Source organism: Roseovarius nanhaiticus, assembly GCF_900156535.1.
GTDB classification, from domain to species: domain Bacteria; phylum Pseudomonadota; class Alphaproteobacteria; order Rhodobacterales; family Rhodobacteraceae; genus Roseovarius; species Roseovarius nanhaiticus.
The window spans coordinates 1,724,171-1,740,625 of the sequence record NZ_FTNV01000001.1; the positions used below are offsets into that span (position 1 = coordinate 1,724,171).

Below are 16,455 nucleotides of genomic sequence, written 5' to 3' on the forward strand. Positions count from 1 at the left end.
GCATGACCCTAGGGGCAAAGGGTAAACACTCCGTTCGTGCGGACGGCTCAGGTCGAACCGGCGCGCGGCCGCTGGGCGATCAGCTGGGTGAGGATGGGGCGCGCGATATCGAAACTCATTCCCGGCGTCAGGCGCGGTGAGTAGAGCAGGCGCAAAAGCTCTTCATCCTGCGTGGTCAGCAGCGCGAATTCGTCGTCGTCGTTAAAGATCGAGGGCCGCGCGCGCGGGCTGTCATTGGCAAGGCCCAATCCTTGCGCCAGCTCCTCGTGTACGCAAGAGCGGCGCATCAGATCAGGGTGCTCGGACCGGATGAGGGCAATCGCGCGGCGATATGTGTGATCGTCGTTATTGCCCGAAAATGCGATGACGAGGCAGTGAATCGGGCGGGGCAGGGTACGGATCAGATCAAGCGACGCGGGATTGATATTTGGGACCAGCTCTCGGATGCGGTCTATGGCCTGATCCCGATCATCCTCGCCCATGAACAGGACGTTGAAATTGGCCGAAGCGCCTGCGCCGGCGCTGATCGGATGGCCCGTCACGCGGGCGAGGCGGGCCGCGTAGTCCCGCACCATGGCACGGTCGGGCGCGTGCTGCGCCTCGGGTACAGACGCGCCGAACTCGACGCCGATGCGTACCGGCGACGCCCATTTGCGCAAGCCGCCCGCGCGCCCGTCGCCGGGCGTCAGGCCGCGGTTGCGCGCGTATTCGTCGTGAAAGGCGATCGCCTCGAAATTGCGCATCAGGTCGGTGTCGGTATAGGGCGTGTCCGGCCCGCCGCCATCGGTGCGCAGCAGGCCCTGCGCCAGCAGGCTTGTCTCGACGCGGGCGTAATGCGCGGCAAGGATGCGGCTACGCTCGGACGGGCCGGGATCGGCGGCAGGCTCCGGCGGCTTCAACCCCGCGGGGCGCGCCTGCGGCGTGGTGCTGGGCGGGGCGGGCATGTCCGTGCATGCGGCCAGAGCCGCAAGCGCCGCAGCGCCGCCCCATATCCGTGCCGTCGCGCCCCGCCGCATCGCCTCAGCCCTTGGCCGCAGTGCCGACGGTATCGCCAAGGCCCGTCTTCTTGGCCTTGGCCGAAGACAGCGTGTCGCGCAGCTCGGTCTCCATCTTTTTCAGATCCTCTTCGGCGGCGGCGCGGCGCGCCTTGCCCTCATCGGCGATCTGCAGGCTCTCCTGGATGGTGCCGATCAGATCCTCGTTGGCCTTCTTGACCGCTTCGATGTCAAAGACGCCGCGCTCCATTTCCTCGCGGATCACCTTGTTGCTCTGACGCAAGTTGGCGGCGTTGGCGGTCAGAAGCTCGTTGGTCAGATCATTGGCGCCGCGCACGGCCTCGGCGGCCTCGCGGCTCCGCTGGATGGTGACGGCCTGCGCCAGCTGCGTCTCCCACAGCGGCACTGTGTTGACGAGGGTCGAGTTGATCTTGGTGACCAGCGATTTGTCGTTTTCCTGAACCAGCCGGATCGACGGCAGCGACTGCATCGTCACCTGCCGGGTCAGCTTCAAATCATGCACCCGGCGTTCCAGATCGTCGCGGGCCGAGCGCAGATCGCGCAGCTCCTGCGCCTTCATCACCTGATCGTCCTCGGGCGCCTTTTCGACTTCGGCCTCCTTGGCGGGGATGTCCTTTTCGTCCAAGACGCGGATTTTTTCGTCGCCCGCTGCGATATAAAGCGCCAGCTCGTCGTAGAAGGTCAGCGTGCGGTCATAGAGCATGTCGAGTGACTTGATGTCTTTCAGCAGCACATGTTCGTGCCGCAGAAGATCATCCGTCACCTTGTCGATCTGCGCCTGCACCGTCTCGAACCGGGCTGTGAACTTGGCAAAAGGCGCGGCGCGGCCCAACAGCTTTTCCCACCAGGTCCGCTCGCGGCGCACATCCAGCTCGGAAACCGAGAAACCACGGATGGTGGTGACGATCCCGCGCAGGCTGTCGCCCGCAGGCCCCACATCCTTGTTGCGCACGCCTTGCAGCATGGATTGCGAGATTTCCTGCAATTCCGCCTGCGCTGCGGAGCCGAAGGAGACGATGGACTGCGTATCGTCCATGTCGATCTCATCCATACGTTTCTTGATCTCGGCGCTGGCGGGCTTGTCCGCATCCTTATAGGGCACGATGGCGTTCGCGTCGCTCGGCATCGGCAGGATGTGGCGGCTGACTTCTTCGACTTCGGCAAGGCTGGCTTCGGCCTTTTGGCGGACATTCTCGGGCATCAAGGATCCTCTCGGGTCGGGGATGGGGGCAGGTGGACGCCTTCGCGCTCCAGCCGGTCACGCAGCACGCCGATCTCGATATCGAGCGCGCCTTGATCGTTTTCTAGCAGCTTCTGTGTCTTGGCGGAAAAATTCTGATCCAGATCGTCCAGAAGGGCAAGGTAGTCGGCGCGCGCCTCGCTGTCCTGACTGCGGGCGTAGAGGTCCGCAAAGCGGATCGTCGCGTCGCGCGCGCCCATCAGGTAAACGCCGGTATAGCGGCGCGCGGCGCTCAGATCGCGTGGATCGTCCTCCAGCGTCCGCAGCATGGTGCGCACAGTGGCCTGAAATTCGGCCACGCGCTCTTCCAGGCGGCGGTCGCGGGCGCGCAGGATGGCGTCCCGCATCTGGGCCAGCAGCGTTTCGGCCTCGCGCACCGTGCGCGCCACGCGGTCCTGCTGAAACGTGTCGATGCCTTCCATGCCCTTGTCGCGCATCGGATCAATGCCGAAGGCAGCGATATGCAGCCCCGTGGTCACGGCGCCGTAAAGCACGGCGGCGATAACCCCGCCGGTAGGATAGGCGGCCAGCGCGATACCTATGCCGGCAAGGGCCGAGGAAAAAAGCTTGCGGGGAATGCCGGGGCGCCGCGCGACCTTGCGCTCGGCATAGGCCGCCTCGGCGCGCAGGCCGCCGCGCAAGAGCCAGGCCGAAAGGGCCAGAACAGCGGCCGATGCGGCCCCGATGGCCAAAACCAGCGCACCGCTGCTAAGCGAGGTGAAGAGAACGACCGCCGCCGGAACGAACATGAGGTTCGCGCGTGCGCCCGCCGGATCGACACGGGCGCGGGGCGCTTTCGCGCGCGCGCCGCCTGCGTCGTTACCTGGACTGAATTTGCCGCCGAACTTCCGCGCCATGGACTCACAGCCCTCCCAGAAGGCCGCTGGTCACACCCAGCATCAGCAGCATCAGCGCCGCATAGCTCACTTTTTCCATACCGTCCTCTTTCGTCTCGCGGGTCAGATCGTGCACCGTATCCCGCCCCACGCGCGCCGCACGGATGACGGCGGTAAACGCCGCCGCTGCAAGGGCCAGTATCGCCAGACCCAGGCAGATCAGAAAGAGAAGCCGTGCCATATCGCGCCGCCCAGGATCGTTGCCAAATCAAAGGTAGGGGATGCGCTGGACGGATACCAGAGGCAAGGCGGCCTTCTGTGAAAGGGGCTTGCACCGCTTGGGGCGCGGGATCGAACCGCGGCGCCGATCACCGGCTGTCTCAGTCGCTGTTGCGGCGCCGCTGCGTGCCGGGTTTGCTTGGCCTGCGCGCTGCGGGCTTCGGGCTGGCGCCGGGCTTGCCGCTGGACTTGCCGTCCGGTTTACCCGGTGGCTTGCCCTGAGGCTTCCCGGGTGACCTGTTGCTCGCGCCTTCGCTGGGGGCGCCGCGCGGCTTGCCTGCGCCAAAGCCCTTTTTCGCAGCGGGGCTGCCCGCCGATTTCGTGCCGCCACCCTCGGCGGGCGCTCCGGACCTTGCATTCGATCGCGGTCCCCTGGCGCCGCCGGGCTTGGCCCCGGCGCGGGGGCCCCGCGTGACGTCGGGCTTGGCCGGGCCCGGCTTGCCCGCCAGCGATGCCAGCTTGCGGCGAGGGCGCGGTTTGGACGGTGCCGCGTCCAGATCGGCGTCGGGATCCATGCCCAGTTGATCGCGCAGCACGCGGGGGCGAATTTCCTCGACGGCGCCCGAGGCCAGCTGACCGAGCTGGAAGGGGCCATAGCTGACGCGGATCAGGCGGTTGACGGTCAGTCCCACGGCCTCCATCGCGCGCCGCACCTCGCGGTTGCGCCCCTCGCGGATGGCTACGGTGGCCCAGGCATTCGCGCCCTGCTGGCGGTCCAGCGAGACGACCATCGGCTGAAACCGCTCGCCGTCCAGCACGAGACCGGCGCGCAAGGGCGCGAACGTGTCTTCGGTCGGGCGGCCATTGACGCGCACGCGGTACTTGCGCAGCCAGCCCGTCGAAGGCAGTTCCAGCTTGCGCTTGATCGCGCCGTCATTGGTCAGCAGAAGGAGGCCCTCGGACGTGATGTCGAGGCGCCCGACGGTCATCACGCGCGGCAGATCCTCGGGCAATTCGTCAAAGATCGTCCTGCGGCCCTGCTCATCGCTGTTGGTGGTCACAAGACCGACGGGCTTGTGATAGAGCCAGACGCGCGCCGGCTCCGGCGCCGCCAGCGGCTTGCCGCTCACGGTGATGCGGTCGCGCCCGGTGACATTCAGCGCAGGGCTGTCGATCACCTTGCCGTTGACGGTGACCTGGCCGGTCTCGATCAGGCGCTCGGCCTCGCGGCGGCTGGCAACGCCCGCGCGCGCGATGACCTTGGCGATCCGGTCGCCGGGAATGGGGCTATCTGTGCTCATGGCGCGGGGATAGCGCAATCACGCCCCTTGCGAAAGCGCCTATCGCGAGGCAGGAAAGGCCATGAGTTTCGCCAGCCATATGGATACAGCGCTCGGGGAGGCCCGCGCCGCCGCCGCGCGCGGCGAGGTGCCCGTGGGCGCGGTGCTGATCGATGCGGCGGGCCGCGTCGTGGCAAAGGCCGGTAACCGCACGCGCGAGCTGTGCGATCCCACCGCCCATGCCGAGATCCTGGCCCTGCGCGCCGCTTGCGTCGCCGCGGGCAGCGAGCGGCTGGCGGGGCACACGCTCTACGTCACGCTCGAGCCGTGCGCGATGTGCGCCGCGGCCATTGCTGCCGCCCGGCTGAGAGCCGTCTGCTTTGGCGCGTCCGATCCCAAATCTGGCGGCGTGCTGCACGGTGCGCGCGTCTTCAGCCACAGCCAAGCCCACCACAAGCCCGAGATCTATGATGGCATCTCGGCCAAGGCGTGCGAGGCGCTGCTGACCGAATTTTTCGCCGCACGCCGGGGCGCGGCCCCGTGAACGCGCTTCGCGCGAGAGTGTTTGAAGAACAATGAAAGCCGGGCGCCGCCGTGTTGGCTTCATCTTGGCAAAAATACTCAAATCCGGATGTGGCCAGACTGCGCACCGATCCGGATGATGTGCCCTTGCGCGCCAAAGCGGCCACGCCTAACACTGGCGCCATGAAAATTCTCTTTCTCGGCGATGTGATGGGGCGCGGCGGACGCCGGGCGATTGCGGATATGCTGCCGCGACTGCGCAGCGACTGGGGCCTCGATTTCGTCATCGTCAATGGCGAGAATGCGACGGGCGGCATGGGCCTGAGCGGCGAGCACGCGCAAGGCATTCTGGAGGCGGGCGCCGATTGCGTCACCTTGGGCGATCACGCTTTCGATCAGAAGGACATGTTGCGCGCCATTGAGGGCGAGCCGCGCATTATTCGCCCGCTCAACTTCGCCAAAAGCGCGCCGGGCCGCGGCGCGCGCGTATTTTCCGACGCGCGCGGGCGCAAGGTGCTGGTGGCGCAGGTCCTGGGCCAGGTCTTCATGAAGCGGGCCTTCGACGATCCGTTCTCGGCGCTGGATGCGACGTTGCGGGCGCATGTGCTGGGCGGCGCCGTGCAGGCGGCGATCATCGACATCCATTGCGAGGCGACAAGCGAGAAGATGGGCGTCGGCCATTTCTGCGACGGGCGCGCGTCGCTGGTTGTCGGAACGCATACCCATGTGCCCACCGCCGATGCGCAAATCCTGCCGGGTGGCACCGCATTTCTGTGCGATGCCGGGATGTGCGGCGATTACAACAGCGTGATCGGTATGGAAAAGGACGAGCCCTTGCGCCGCTTTGTCACGGGCATGCCGAAGGGCCGCTTCAGCCCCGCGATGGAGGACGTCACCCTGTCGGGTGTCTATGTCGAAACGGACGATCGCACGGGGCGCGCCACACGGATCGAGATGGTGCGCCAAGGTGGCCGTCTGGCCCAAGCCGGCCCATGAGCCGCGCCGATCTGGGGCCCTATGCGGTCCTCTTCGTCATGGGCGCAGGCTGGGGCCTGAGCGTGCCCTTGTCGAAGATCGCCGTCAGCACCGGGCACCTGCCGCTCGGTCTCATCTTCTGGCAGGAAGTCGTCATAATCGCGCTTCTTGGCACGATCTGTGCGCTGCGCGGCAAGCGGCTCGAGCTGGGGCGGCAATACTGGCGCCTCTATGCCGTGATCGCCATGTGCGGTGCGGTGCTGCCCGACATCTTCTTCTATCTCGCGGCTGCCAGGCTGCCCGCCGGGATCATGGCGATCGTCATCGCCAGTGTGCCGCTTTTCTCGCTTCCCATCGCGCTGGCGCTGCGGAACGAGACCTTCGCCTGGCGCCGCCTTCTGGGCCTCAGTTTCGGCATTGTCGGCATCTTGCTCTTGGTCGGCCCCGAGGCCAGCCTGCCCGAGCGGGCCATGGTCGCGTTCATCCCGCTCGCGCTCATGGCGCCGCTCCTTTATGCGACCGAGGGCAATCTGGTGGCGAAATGGGGCACGCAGGGGCTCGATTCGATGCAGGTGATCCTTGGCGCGGCTCTGCTTGGCATGGCCGTGACCGGCCCGCTTGCGGTGGTGAGCGGGCAGTGGATCAACCCGCTGGACGGGATCGGCGTGGCCGAATGGGCGCTTGTCGCCTCGGCGGCGCTGCATGGTCTGGTTTATGCAGTCTATGTCTGGCTGGTCGGGCGGGCCGGATCGGTTTTTGCGGCGCAGACCAGTTATCTGGTCACAGGGTTCGGTGTGCTTTGGTCCATGCTGATCCTGAGCGAGCGTTACGCCATCTGGGTCTGGCTGGCGCTGGCGATCATGATCCTGGGGATCGCATTGGTGCAGCCGCGCGCGCGCGCCATGCCGCTTGCGCCGGTGCGGCCCATGGGCGATGCTGGCCCGAACGCATGAGAGGCAGCCTGGCCACGTGATCGCATATCTCGACCTGTCGCAAACCACGCAGGCCATCATGACGCTGGGCGTCGTGGCGGTCATGTTCGTCTTTTTCATCCGTGAGATCTATCCGACCGAGGTGGTCGCCATCGCGGGCGCGGCCGCGATGCTGGCTCTGGGCCTTTTGCCCTATGACGCCGGACTTGAGGTATTGTCGAACCCCGCGCCCTGGACCATCGCGGTCATGTTCGTGGTGATGGGGGCGCTGGTGCGCACCGGCGCGCTCGAGGCGTTCACATCGCTGGCCGACCGGCAGGCGCGCACCAATCCCAAGCTAGCCGTCGCGATGATGTTGGGGCTGGTCATCATCGGCTCGGCGGTGATGAACAACACGCCCGTCGTGGTCGTGATGATCCCCGTGTTTGTCCAGCTGGCGCGCACGATGAAAATCCCGGCCTCGCGCCTGCTGATCCCGCTGAGCTACGCGGCCATCCTCGGCGGCACGCTGACGCTGATCGGCACATCGACGAACCTTCTGGTCGATGGCGTGGCGCGTGCGCGAGGGATGGACGCGTTCGGCATTTTCGAGATCACGCCGCTGGCCATCGTGCTGGTCGCCTGGGGCATGATCTATCTGCGCTTCATCGGGCCCATGCTGCTGCCGCATCGCGACAGCATGGCGGACATGCTGTCGGATCGCAGCCGCATGAAGTTCTTCACCGAGGCGGTGATTCCCCCCGACAGCAACCTGATCGGGCGTGATGTCACCGGCGTGCAGCTGTTCAAGCGCGAGGGGGTGCGCCTGATCGACGTGGTGCGCGGCGATCAGTCATTGCGCCGGGATCTGGGCGGGGTGCAGCTGGAAGTTGGCGATCGCGTGGTGCTGCGCACGCAGATGACCGAGCTGTTGAGCCTGCAGAACAACAAGAGCCTCAAGCGTGTCGATCAGGTCAGCGCCGTCGAGACGACGACGGTCGAGGTGCTGATCACGCCGGGCTGCAAGATGGTAGGGCGCAGCCTTGGCTCGCTGCGCCTGCGGCGCCGCTATGGCGTCTATCCGTTGGCGGTGCACCGCAGGAACCAGAATATCGGCCGGCAGCTGGATACGCTGATCGTCAAGGTGGGCGATACCCTGCTGCTGGAAGGCGCGCCCGAGGATATCAAGCGGCTGTCATCCGAAATGGACATGGTCGATGTCTCGCAACCCTCCGAGCGGGCCTATCGCCGCGGCCACGCGCCTGTGGCCGTGATCGCCCTCATTGCCATTGTCGGGCTGGCGGGCCTTGGCGTGGCGCCTATCCTCGCGCTCGCGGTGGTGGCGGTGGCCGCGGTGCTGATCGCGCGCTGTATCGATGCGGATGAGGCGTTCTCCTTTGTGGACGGTCGCCTTCTGGCGCTGATCTTTGCCATGTTGGCCATCGGTGCCGCGCTGGAGGAGAGCGGCGCCGTCGCTCTGATCGTGAGCGGGATCGCACCGGGTTTGATGCTGCTGCCGGGCGTACTGGTGATCTATTCGGTCTATCTGATGACATCTGTGCTGACCGAGATGGTCAGCAACAATGCGGTCGCCGTCGTGGTCACGCCCATCGCCATCGGGCTGGGGGACGCAATGGGGATCGATCCGCGTCCCTTGGTCGTGGCGGTCATGGTGGCGGCCAGCGCCAGTTTCGCCACGCCCATCGGCTATCAGACCAATACGCTGGTCTACGGGCCGGGCGGCTATCGCTTTACCGATTTTCTGCGCATCGGGGTGCCTTTGAACCTCAGTATCGGGCTGCTGGCCTCGGCGCTGATTCCGCTGATCTGGCCGCTCTGACAGGCACGGCGCGGCCCTGTCCGGCGCGGCTTGCGCCGGGGGCGGGCTGTGTTTTATAGAAGGCGCCGAACCCACGTCATTCGCTTTCAGAGGTAATTCATGGCCGGCCATTCCAAATGGGCAAATATTCAGCACCGCAAGGGACGGCAGGACGCCGCGCGCTCCAAGCTGTTTTCCAAGCTGAGCAAGGAAATCACCGTCGCCGCCAAGATGGGCGATCCAGACCCGGAAAAGAACCCGCGCCTGCGCATGGCCGTCAAGGAGGCCAAGGGCCAGTCAGTGCCCAAGGATGTGATCGACCGCGCGATCAAGAAATCTCAGGCCGGGGACAGCGAGGATTACGAAGAGATCCGCTATGAGGGCTACGGCCCCAACGGCGTGGCCGTGATCGTCGAGGCGATGACCGATAACCGTAACAGGACAGCCAGCGTCGTGCGCAGCACATTCACCAAGAATGGCGGCAACCTGGGCGAGACGGGCAGCGTCGGCTTCATGTTCGAGCGCAAGGGCGAGATCGTCTATTCCGCGGATGTCGGCGATGCCGACGCGGTCATGATGGCCGCAATCGAGGCGGGCGCCGAGGATGTCGAGAGCAGCGAAGACGGTCACACGATCTGGTGCGCCGATACGGACCTCAATGACGTCTCGACCGCGCTTGAGGCCGAACTGGGCGAGAGCGAGGCGACCCGCCTTGCCTGGCGCCCCACGACGACGACCGAGATGGACCTCGAGGCGATGCAGAAGCTGATGAAGCTGATCGACGCTCTGGAGGACGACGACGACGTGCAGCGCGTCACCACCAATTTCGAGGCTTCCGACGAGGTCATGGCGCAGCTCTGAGCCCGTCCGCAGCGGCGCGCGAGGCGCGCTTGCGTCACGCCTCTGTCATGTTTCCGAGGCAGGCTACCCCTAGATGTGCCACGCACGGCAGGCTTGCCATGTGTCGGGCGCGATATATAGTCATGTCCAGAGCGGTGTGCAGGCAGGGGCAGTCACGGGGATGCAAGGCGATTTCAGATCAGATTTCGTGCGGGAACCAGCCGCGCTGCGCCACCATCCGGCGCTGGTGCTCAACGCCGATTACCGTCCGCTGAGTTACTATCCTTTGTCGCTCTGGTCCTGGCAGGACGCGGTCAAGGCTGTCTGGCTAGACCGGGTGGATATCGTGGCCGAGTATGATCACGTGGTTCACTCGCCCAGCACGCGGATCCGCATACCCTCGGTCATTGTCCTCAAGGATTTCGTCAAACCGCAAAAGCGCGTGGCCTTCACGCGCTTCAATCTTTTTCTGAGGGACGAATTTCGCTGCCAGTATTGCGGCGCTCGGGGGGATTTGACCTTCGATCACGTCGTGCCGCGCGCCAGCGGTGGGCGTACCAGTTGGCAGAACGTGGTGGCCGCCTGCGCGCGCTGCAATCTTTCCAAGGGATCGAAAAGCCTGAAACGCTCGGGCATGACACTGCGCAAGCCACCGCGCGCGCCGGGCGCCGAGGAGCTGCGCAATCTGGGTCGCAAATTCCCGCCGGGCCACTTGCATGACAGTTGGCTGGATTTTCTCTATTGGGATGCCGAACTGGAAGCGTAAGCGCCCGCCGCCCCGTTGGGATATGGGTATTTTTGCCAAGAAAAAGCACTGCAGCGCCCAATGCGGCGCGGCGTTAACCTTGATGCGGGATTAACGTGCTAGCTGCAGACCTGCGCGGCGCGTTTGCCGTAGTTGGAATAGGCGTCCCAGAACCGCTCGTCCGAGGCATTGTCGGACTGGCGCGTGTCCTGCGCCGCTTGCGGGTCGTCATAGAAACGCACGGCGCGAATCTGGTCCCCGCGGCTCAGCGTCTGATCGGCGACCGCCTGAATGCAGCCGCAAAGCTGCGACGAGCGCGCCTTGCGGTCCGAGGCGAGGCAGGCCGAATTGATCGGGCCTGTGGCGGTCGGCGCATAGATCGGGGCGGGGGCGCGGCTGTTCCGGCCGCGATCATCGAAGCGGTTGACGCCGCCGCAAGCCGCAAGTGCCAGCATGGTTCCGACGATCAGGACGTTTCTCATCACTTTGCCTCGTATCTGCTGCCTCATGCGGGCTCTGTTGCATCCAGCCCGCTTGTCGCTTCAATGCCCGATCCGGCAACGATTTTCAATTCACAAGATCGTCTTTGGTGCGACATGGGCGCACGCGGATCCGTCTTGACCAAAGGGGCAAAGCCGGACATATCCCATTGCATGACAGACCTTGCACATATCCGCAATTTTTCCATCGTGGCGCATATCGACCACGGTAAATCCACGCTGGCCGATCGCCTGATTCAGCAGACCAACACGGTTGCCGAACGGGACATGAAAGAGCAGATGCTGGACAGCATGGATATCGAGCGCGAGCGCGGTATCACCATCAAGGCGCAAACCGTCCGGATCAACTACACCGCGCAGAATGGCGAGGAGTATATCCTCAACCTGATCGACACGCCCGGTCACGTGGATTTCGCCTATGAGGTCAGCCGCTCGATGCGCGCGGTCGAAGGATCGCTGCTGGTGGTGGACAGCACGCAGGGCGTCGAGGCGCAAACGCTGGCCAATGTCTATCACGCCATCGACGCCAATCACGAGATCGTGCCGGTGCTGAACAAGATCGACCTGCCTGCCACCGATTGTGAGCGGGTGGCCGAGCAGATCGAGGATGTGATCGGTATCGACGCGTCGGGCGCGATCCGGGTCAGCGCCAAGACGGGGCAGGGCATCATCGAGACGCTGGAGGCGATCATCACGCATCTGCCGCCCCCCAAGGGCGATGCGTCGGCGCCGCTCAAGGCGATGCTGGTCGATAGCTGGTACGACCCCTATCTTGGCGTCGTCGTTCTGGTGCGGATCATGGACGGCGTTTTGAAAAAGGGCGACCGTGTACGCATGATGCAGAACGGCAGCGTGCACCAGGTCGAGCGGATCGGCGTTTTCCGCCCCGCGATGACCGTGGTCGACAAGCTGGAGCCGGGCGAGATCGGCTTTATCACCGCGTCGATCAAGCAGGTGCGCGACACCAAGGTGGGCGACACCATCACCCATGACAAGGCGCCCTGCGCCACCCCGCTGCCGGGGTTCAAACCTTCGGTCCCGGTGGTGTTTTGTGGCCTCTTCCCGGTGGATTCGTCCGAGTTCGAGGATCTGCGCAATGCGATCGAGAAGCTGGCGCTGAATGATGCGAGCTTCACCTATGAAATGGAGACCTCGGCGGCGCTTGGCTTTGGCTTTCGCTGCGGGTTTCTGGGGCTTTTGCATCTCGAGGTCATTCGCGACCGGATTGACCGCGAATACGGGATTGATCTGATCACGACCGCGCCGTCGGTCATCTACAATGTCTTCATGAAGGACGGTACGGATTTTCCGCTTCACAACCCGGCGGATATGCCCGATCTCAGCACGGTCGACCATGTCGAGGAGCCGCGCATCAAGGCGACTATCTTGGTGCCCGATGAATTCTTGGGTGACGTGCTGAAGCTCTGCCAGGACCGGCGCGGCATCCAGCAGGATCTGACCTATGCGGGCGCGCGGGCGATGGTGGTCTATGATCTGCCGCTGAACGAGGTGGTCTTCGACTTCTACGACCGGTTGAAATCGGTGACCAAGGGTTATGCCAGCTTCGACTATCAGATCATTGGCTATCGCACGGATAACTTGGTGAAAATGTCGATCCTCGTGAATGACGAGCCAGTTGATGCGCTGAGCATGATGGTGCACCGCGACCGTGCCGAGATGCGTGGCCGCGCGATGGTCGAGAAGCTCAAGGATCTGATCCCGCGCCACATGTTCAAGATCCCGATTCAGGCTGCCATCGGCGGCAAGGTGATCGCGCGTGAGACGCTGAGCGCGATGCGCAAGGACGTGACGGCCAAATGCTATGGCGGCGACGCGACCCGGAAAAAGAAGCTGCTGGAAAAGCAGAAGGCCGGCAAGAAGAAGATGCGCCAATTCGGCAAGGTGGACATCCCTCAAGAGGCGTTCATCTCGGCCCTCAAGATGGATAGCTGAGCGCGATCAGGCGACCAGCATTTCGGACGCAGAGCGGTCCCGCACCGTCGAGTGCGTCCACGCCTCGGGGGTGCGGCACATGCCCGCCAAAACGGGGGCGTAATGACAATGATCTATTCTCTCGCGGATGGTCTTCGCGCCCACCAGCTGCTGCGCAGTAAGGCCCGGTAGAAGGCTGCACATCAGCGGCACGGGTCGGGAACGGTGCCACAGACGAGCAGGGCGGTAGCGCGTCACGCCGGACCACGCGGCGCAAGCGATGACCGCCATGAGACGATCTGGCAAGACGGCCATCGCATCCACCGTGATCCGATCATCGCCCACCTCGGCGGCTATGGCGCGGCACATCACGTGGCGCCAATGTGCCAAAGGCAAGCTGGCCCCGCCCAGTGGCGCGGTGACGAAGTAACGGTGCGTCGAATCGTGTGTGACAGTGCTCATGCCCCGGTTTTGCACGCAAACCATTAATCGCACGTTGATCCGTCCCTCGCGCATAACAAAAAGGCCGCCGAGTGAGGGACGGCCTTTTGCAATGCTGTGGCTTGGAATTAATTGGCTTCGGCTTCGGCTTCGGCTTCGATCGCTTCGCCGGTATTTTCGACATCCTGGCCGAACCCGGCGACTGTGTTGCAACCGGCAAGTGCGGCGATTGTGGCGAGAGCGAAAAGAACCTTGGGCATCGGAAGTCTCCTGTGGGTTGGATATTGCTGAAGTAACGTGCCGCACCCAGCAAGGTTCCGGTTTGAAAACATGATATGAATCAAAGCGCGTGTAAGCGCCTGCATGCATGGTCATCGCGAAACGGGGCCGTGCGAAAGGAGATCCGCCATGTTCATGCTCGCAAGTTTTCTCAACATCATCATTGGAACGTCCATGGCCGGGATTGGTGTCATCATCGCATTGGTGGCGGGCTATGACGGCACGGCCGGCGTTGTCACAGGGGCCGCCGCGGGCTTTGTGCTTAGCCTGCCTGTGACATGGTTGGTTTTGCGCCAACTCATGAAACTGGGCGCCGTCCAAAAAAATTGACAGTTTTCGGGGCTCGTATACCATGATTTGGGTATTGGCCGTGCTGACGAACAAGGTTACGGCCCGCTGGAAAAACGAGGGACAAGATGCGTAACCTGATGACACTCACACTCGGCGTGGCGGCAGGTGCCGCGCTTTTTGCAGGCACCCCGGCGCAGGCCGAGGCCAAGATTTACGCCGTTCCCACGCACGAAAATTACTGCCCGGCGGGCCTACAGCCCATTACAATTTCGGGCGTTGTTTGCTGCGGCGTGCCGAACCAGCATCAGAGCTACGGTCAGATGATGAAGCATCCTGCGCCGCGCAAAGTTCATCACAAGCCGGTTAATTACAGCGCCCGCCCTGATTGCCGCGAGGGCATCAAGGGCTGCTCTTAAGAGCTTCTTTGCGGTCTACTGAGCTCAAGGGCGTGCCAAAAGCGCGCCCTTTTTGTATTGATGCGCCGGGCACAAGATCTTGCCGCAACGCTTAAAATGTGAACCGCCCCCAAGCGGGCAGCTTAGTGGCGGTTCAAATGCTTAGCGCGACAGCGCCATGGTGCCCTGCGAGGGCTTAGCTTTGCTTCGGCTCGGCGGGCTTTGCCGCAGGCTCGGCGGTCTTGGCTTTGGGGTTGAGCGGATCGTCCTGACGCTGCACGGAGCCCTCGAAATGGGCACCGGATTCGATGGCGATCGTCTTGTGAATGATGTCGCCTTCGACACGGGCGGTCGAGGTCAGACGGACCTTCAGGCCGCGCACGCGGCCCACGATACGGCCATTGATCACGACGTCGTCGGCGATAACCTCACCCTTGATCGTCGCTGTCTCGCCGATGGTCAGCAGGTGAGCGCGGATATCGCCCTCGACCGTGCCTTCGACCTGGATGTCGCCGGTTGTCTTCATGTTTCCGGTGACATGCAGATCCGAGGACAGCACCGATGCGGGCGGCTTGGCCTTGGGCGCCGTAGACTTGTAGTCGCCTTGGGGCGCTGCGGGCTTCGGAGCGTCCTGCGGCTTGTCATGGCCTGCCGGCTTGGGCGCGTCTGCCTTTTGCGGGCTCGGGTCGTTGATTTTGCTTTTAGAAAACATCTCTCGCAGCCTTGATATAAGTCATTGGGTTGACGGGGTTTCCGTTGACGCGGACCTCATAGTGTAGATGGGTGCCGGTCGACCGTCCAGAGTTTCCCATATCACCGATACGGTCCCCACGCGAGACCCTTTGGCCTTTGGTCACGCGGATTTTGGACTGGTGCGCATAGCGCGTCTCGATGCCGAATGCATGTTGGATCTTGACCAGCCGACCATAGCCCGAAAGCCAACCTGCATGGGTCACAACGCCATCGGCGGTGGCATAGATTGGCGTGCCGGTAGGCCCGGCCATGTCGGTCCCGGCATGCAAACGCCCCCAACGCTTGCCAAACCCCGAGGTGTAGCGGAAGGCCCCTTGGAGAGGCAGCGCAAAGGGCGCCTTCTCGGCAGCGATTCGGTAGAGGTTCAACCGATCCATCTGGTTCAGGATGCTGTTGGCGCGCGCGGCATCGGGTGACGGCGCTTCACCGCGGGTGGAAAAGCTCAGGGGCATCAGCGGGCCGCCCTGACCGGAATAACCCTTGCGCACGGTGCTGAGCATGTCATCGGTATCCATCCCGGCGGCGCGGAACATCTTGTCCAGCGGTTCGACCGAGATGGTCATCGCATCCTCGAGTTGGCGGAAAATCTGCTCGTTCTGGTCCTGCATCAGGCGGATCTGCTGCTGCATCTCGTCGGCCTGCAGCAGCGCGTCCTGTGCGTCGGCTGTGATCTTGTCGCGCTCCGCGGCGGTGTCGGCCAGCGCGGCTGTCAGAAAGTCGACCGGGCTGGAGCCGGTCTCGCTATCCTGGGCGAGCGGGCTGGCGGCGCCGGAATTGTCCAGTTGCGCGGTCAGCGTTTCGGCCTTGGCGCGCGCGGCGTCGCGATCCTGCATGGTGCGGCGCAGCGTGGACTGGATGACGCCGATTCCGGTTTCCATCTCGCGGCGGCGCGTCTCGGAGGCCAGAAGCTCGGACTGCATGACCGAGATCTGCTCGAGCGCGGAGTTGAAACGCTCCTGTGCCTCGCGTGCCTCGGCGGCGCGCTTGTCACGCTCCGCGCTCAGATCATTTAGTCGGCGTTCGTAGGTGCGCTGGTCGCGCTTGGCCTGCTCGCGGAAATTGCCGGATCCGATGCTGTCCATCAGAAGAATCGCGGTGGCGATGATGGCCCAGCCCACAATCAGCGTGACCCCGGTAAAGGCGATCAGCTGTGTCGCGGGCCGCAGCCGGATAAAGCGTGTGTCGTTGTCAGAGCGCAGGAAAACCCGGCGTTCTGGAAAATGGCGCTCAAGAAAAGCGTGCGTTGCGATTGCGATGCGTGTACGCAAATGTCCCGTCCCCGTTTGTCCTGTTCCGTCCCGTCGCTGGCCCGCATCGTTGTGGCCTGCGCGGCGCCTTGGACAGGTGCTTAGAGTCCGCTGCCGGATTGGGCAACTGTTTTACCGGCCAATAGGGCCAAATGGCGGCGTAACGCCCATAAACGGCAGATTATTGCCGATCTGCAACGGCTTGGGCGAAGAT

The 16,455-nt window shown here is 64.0% G+C and carries 19 protein-coding genes; 9 read left to right on the forward strand and 10 right to left on the reverse strand.

Annotated elements, in window-relative coordinates; all coding sequences use genetic code 11:
- Positions 1 to 47: 47 nt before the first annotated feature.
- From BW975_RS08340 to BW975_RS08360, 5 genes are all read right to left on the reverse strand, one after another.
- Positions 48 to 1,016 carry a DUF2927 domain-containing protein gene (locus BW975_RS08340; protein ID WP_076532622.1) on the reverse strand — a complete coding sequence of 323 codons (969 nt, stop codon included), beginning with the start codon at positions 1,014 to 1,016 and terminating at the stop codon, positions 48 to 50.
- A gap of 4 nt (positions 1,017 to 1,020) precedes the next feature.
- Complete coding sequence (locus BW975_RS08345; RefSeq protein WP_076532624.1) at positions 1,021 to 2,217, reverse strand: toxic anion resistance protein; 1,197 nt, start codon at positions 2,215 to 2,217, stop codon at positions 1,021 to 1,023.
- Entirely contained in the window at positions 2,217 to 3,113 is an 897-nt protein-coding gene (locus tag BW975_RS08350) for a 5-bromo-4-chloroindolyl phosphate hydrolysis family protein (RefSeq protein WP_076532626.1), read from the reverse strand. The genes BW975_RS08345 and BW975_RS08350 overlap by 1 nt, the downstream gene beginning before the upstream one ends.
- Positions 3,114 to 3,117: 4 nt before the next feature.
- Complete coding sequence (locus BW975_RS08355) at positions 3,118 to 3,333, reverse strand: hypothetical protein (protein ID WP_076532628.1); 216 nt, start codon at positions 3,331 to 3,333, stop codon at positions 3,118 to 3,120.
- A gap of 139 nt (positions 3,334 to 3,472) precedes the next feature.
- Positions 3,473 to 4,630, reverse strand: coding sequence for a pseudouridine synthase (locus BW975_RS08360; RefSeq protein ID WP_418314307.1), 1,158 nt, complete (start codon positions 4,628 to 4,630; stop codon positions 3,473 to 3,475).
- 43 nt (positions 4,631 to 4,673) lie between these two features.
- On the opposite strand from BW975_RS08360, the gene BW975_RS08365 reads away from it, so the two are divergent.
- From BW975_RS08365 to BW975_RS08390, 6 genes are all read left to right on the forward strand, one after another.
- Positions 4,674 to 5,135: a nucleoside deaminase gene (locus BW975_RS08365; protein ID WP_076532631.1), complete on the forward strand. Its 462-nt coding sequence runs from the start codon at positions 4,674 to 4,676 to the stop codon at positions 5,133 to 5,135.
- 161 nt (positions 5,136 to 5,296) lie between these two features.
- A complete protein-coding gene (locus BW975_RS08370; protein WP_076532632.1) occupies positions 5,297 to 6,109 on the forward strand; it encodes a TIGR00282 family metallophosphoesterase in 813 nt (270 codons plus the stop codon).
- Positions 6,106 to 7,041 carry a DMT family transporter gene (locus BW975_RS08375; RefSeq protein ID WP_076532634.1) on the forward strand — a complete coding sequence of 312 codons (936 nt, stop codon included), beginning with the start codon at positions 6,106 to 6,108 and terminating at the stop codon, positions 7,039 to 7,041. Before BW975_RS08370 ends, BW975_RS08375 begins: the two co-directional genes overlap by 4 nt.
- Positions 7,042 to 7,099: 58 nt before the next feature.
- Complete coding sequence (locus BW975_RS08380) at positions 7,100 to 8,839, forward strand: SLC13 family permease (RefSeq protein ID WP_170846572.1); 1,740 nt, start codon at positions 7,100 to 7,102, stop codon at positions 8,837 to 8,839.
- A 99-nt stretch (positions 8,840 to 8,938) separates the two neighbouring features.
- Complete coding sequence (locus BW975_RS08385; RefSeq protein WP_076532636.1) at positions 8,939 to 9,679, forward strand: YebC/PmpR family DNA-binding transcriptional regulator; 741 nt, start codon at positions 8,939 to 8,941, stop codon at positions 9,677 to 9,679.
- Positions 9,680 to 9,839: 160 nt separating this feature from the next.
- Entirely contained in the window at positions 9,840 to 10,424 is a 585-nt protein-coding gene (locus BW975_RS08390) for an HNH endonuclease (RefSeq protein WP_076532638.1), read from the forward strand.
- Between the two features lie 98 nt (positions 10,425 to 10,522).
- Here BW975_RS08390 and BW975_RS08395 read toward each other — a convergent pair whose 3' ends face one another.
- Positions 10,523 to 10,885 carry a hypothetical protein gene (locus BW975_RS08395; protein ID WP_076532641.1) on the reverse strand — a complete coding sequence of 121 codons (363 nt, stop codon included), beginning with the start codon at positions 10,883 to 10,885 and terminating at the stop codon, positions 10,523 to 10,525.
- 171 nt (positions 10,886 to 11,056) lie between these two features.
- On the opposite strand from BW975_RS08395, the gene lepA reads away from it, so the two are divergent.
- Entirely contained in the window at positions 11,057 to 12,856 is a 1,800-nt protein-coding gene (gene lepA / locus BW975_RS08400) for a translation elongation factor 4 (RefSeq protein WP_076532644.1), read from the forward strand.
- 6 nt (positions 12,857 to 12,862) lie between these two features.
- Here the strand turns inward: lepA and BW975_RS08405 are convergent, their stop codons facing one another.
- Both BW975_RS08405 and BW975_RS17925 read right to left on the reverse strand, forming a co-directional pair.
- On the reverse strand, positions 12,863 to 13,297 hold the full coding sequence (locus tag BW975_RS08405) for a hypothetical protein (RefSeq protein ID WP_139194201.1): 435 nt from the start codon (positions 13,295 to 13,297) through the stop codon (positions 12,863 to 12,865).
- 107 nt (positions 13,298 to 13,404) lie between these two features.
- On the reverse strand, positions 13,405 to 13,536 hold the full coding sequence (locus BW975_RS17925; RefSeq protein ID WP_139194200.1) for an entericidin A/B family lipoprotein: 132 nt from the start codon (positions 13,534 to 13,536) through the stop codon (positions 13,405 to 13,407).
- 148 nt (positions 13,537 to 13,684) lie between these two features.
- Between BW975_RS17925 and BW975_RS08415 the strand changes: the two genes are divergently transcribed.
- Positions 13,685 to 13,885, forward strand: coding sequence for a hypothetical protein (locus tag BW975_RS08415; protein ID WP_076532647.1), 201 nt, complete (start codon positions 13,685 to 13,687; stop codon positions 13,883 to 13,885).
- A 98-nt stretch (positions 13,886 to 13,983) separates the two neighbouring features.
- Positions 13,984 to 14,262: a hypothetical protein gene (locus BW975_RS08420; RefSeq protein WP_076532649.1), complete on the forward strand. Its 279-nt coding sequence runs from the start codon at positions 13,984 to 13,986 to the stop codon at positions 14,260 to 14,262.
- A 175-nt stretch (positions 14,263 to 14,437) separates the two neighbouring features.
- On the opposite strand, the gene BW975_RS08425 is transcribed toward BW975_RS08420, so the two are convergent.
- On the reverse strand, positions 14,438 to 14,953 hold the full coding sequence (locus BW975_RS08425; protein ID WP_076532650.1) for a bactofilin family protein: 516 nt from the start codon (positions 14,951 to 14,953) through the stop codon (positions 14,438 to 14,440).
- Complete coding sequence (locus BW975_RS08430) at positions 14,943 to 16,262, reverse strand: M23 family metallopeptidase (protein WP_170846531.1); 1,320 nt, start codon at positions 16,260 to 16,262, stop codon at positions 14,943 to 14,945. The genes BW975_RS08425 and BW975_RS08430 overlap by 11 nt, the downstream gene beginning before the upstream one ends.
- Positions 16,263 to 16,455 lie beyond the last annotated feature (193 nt).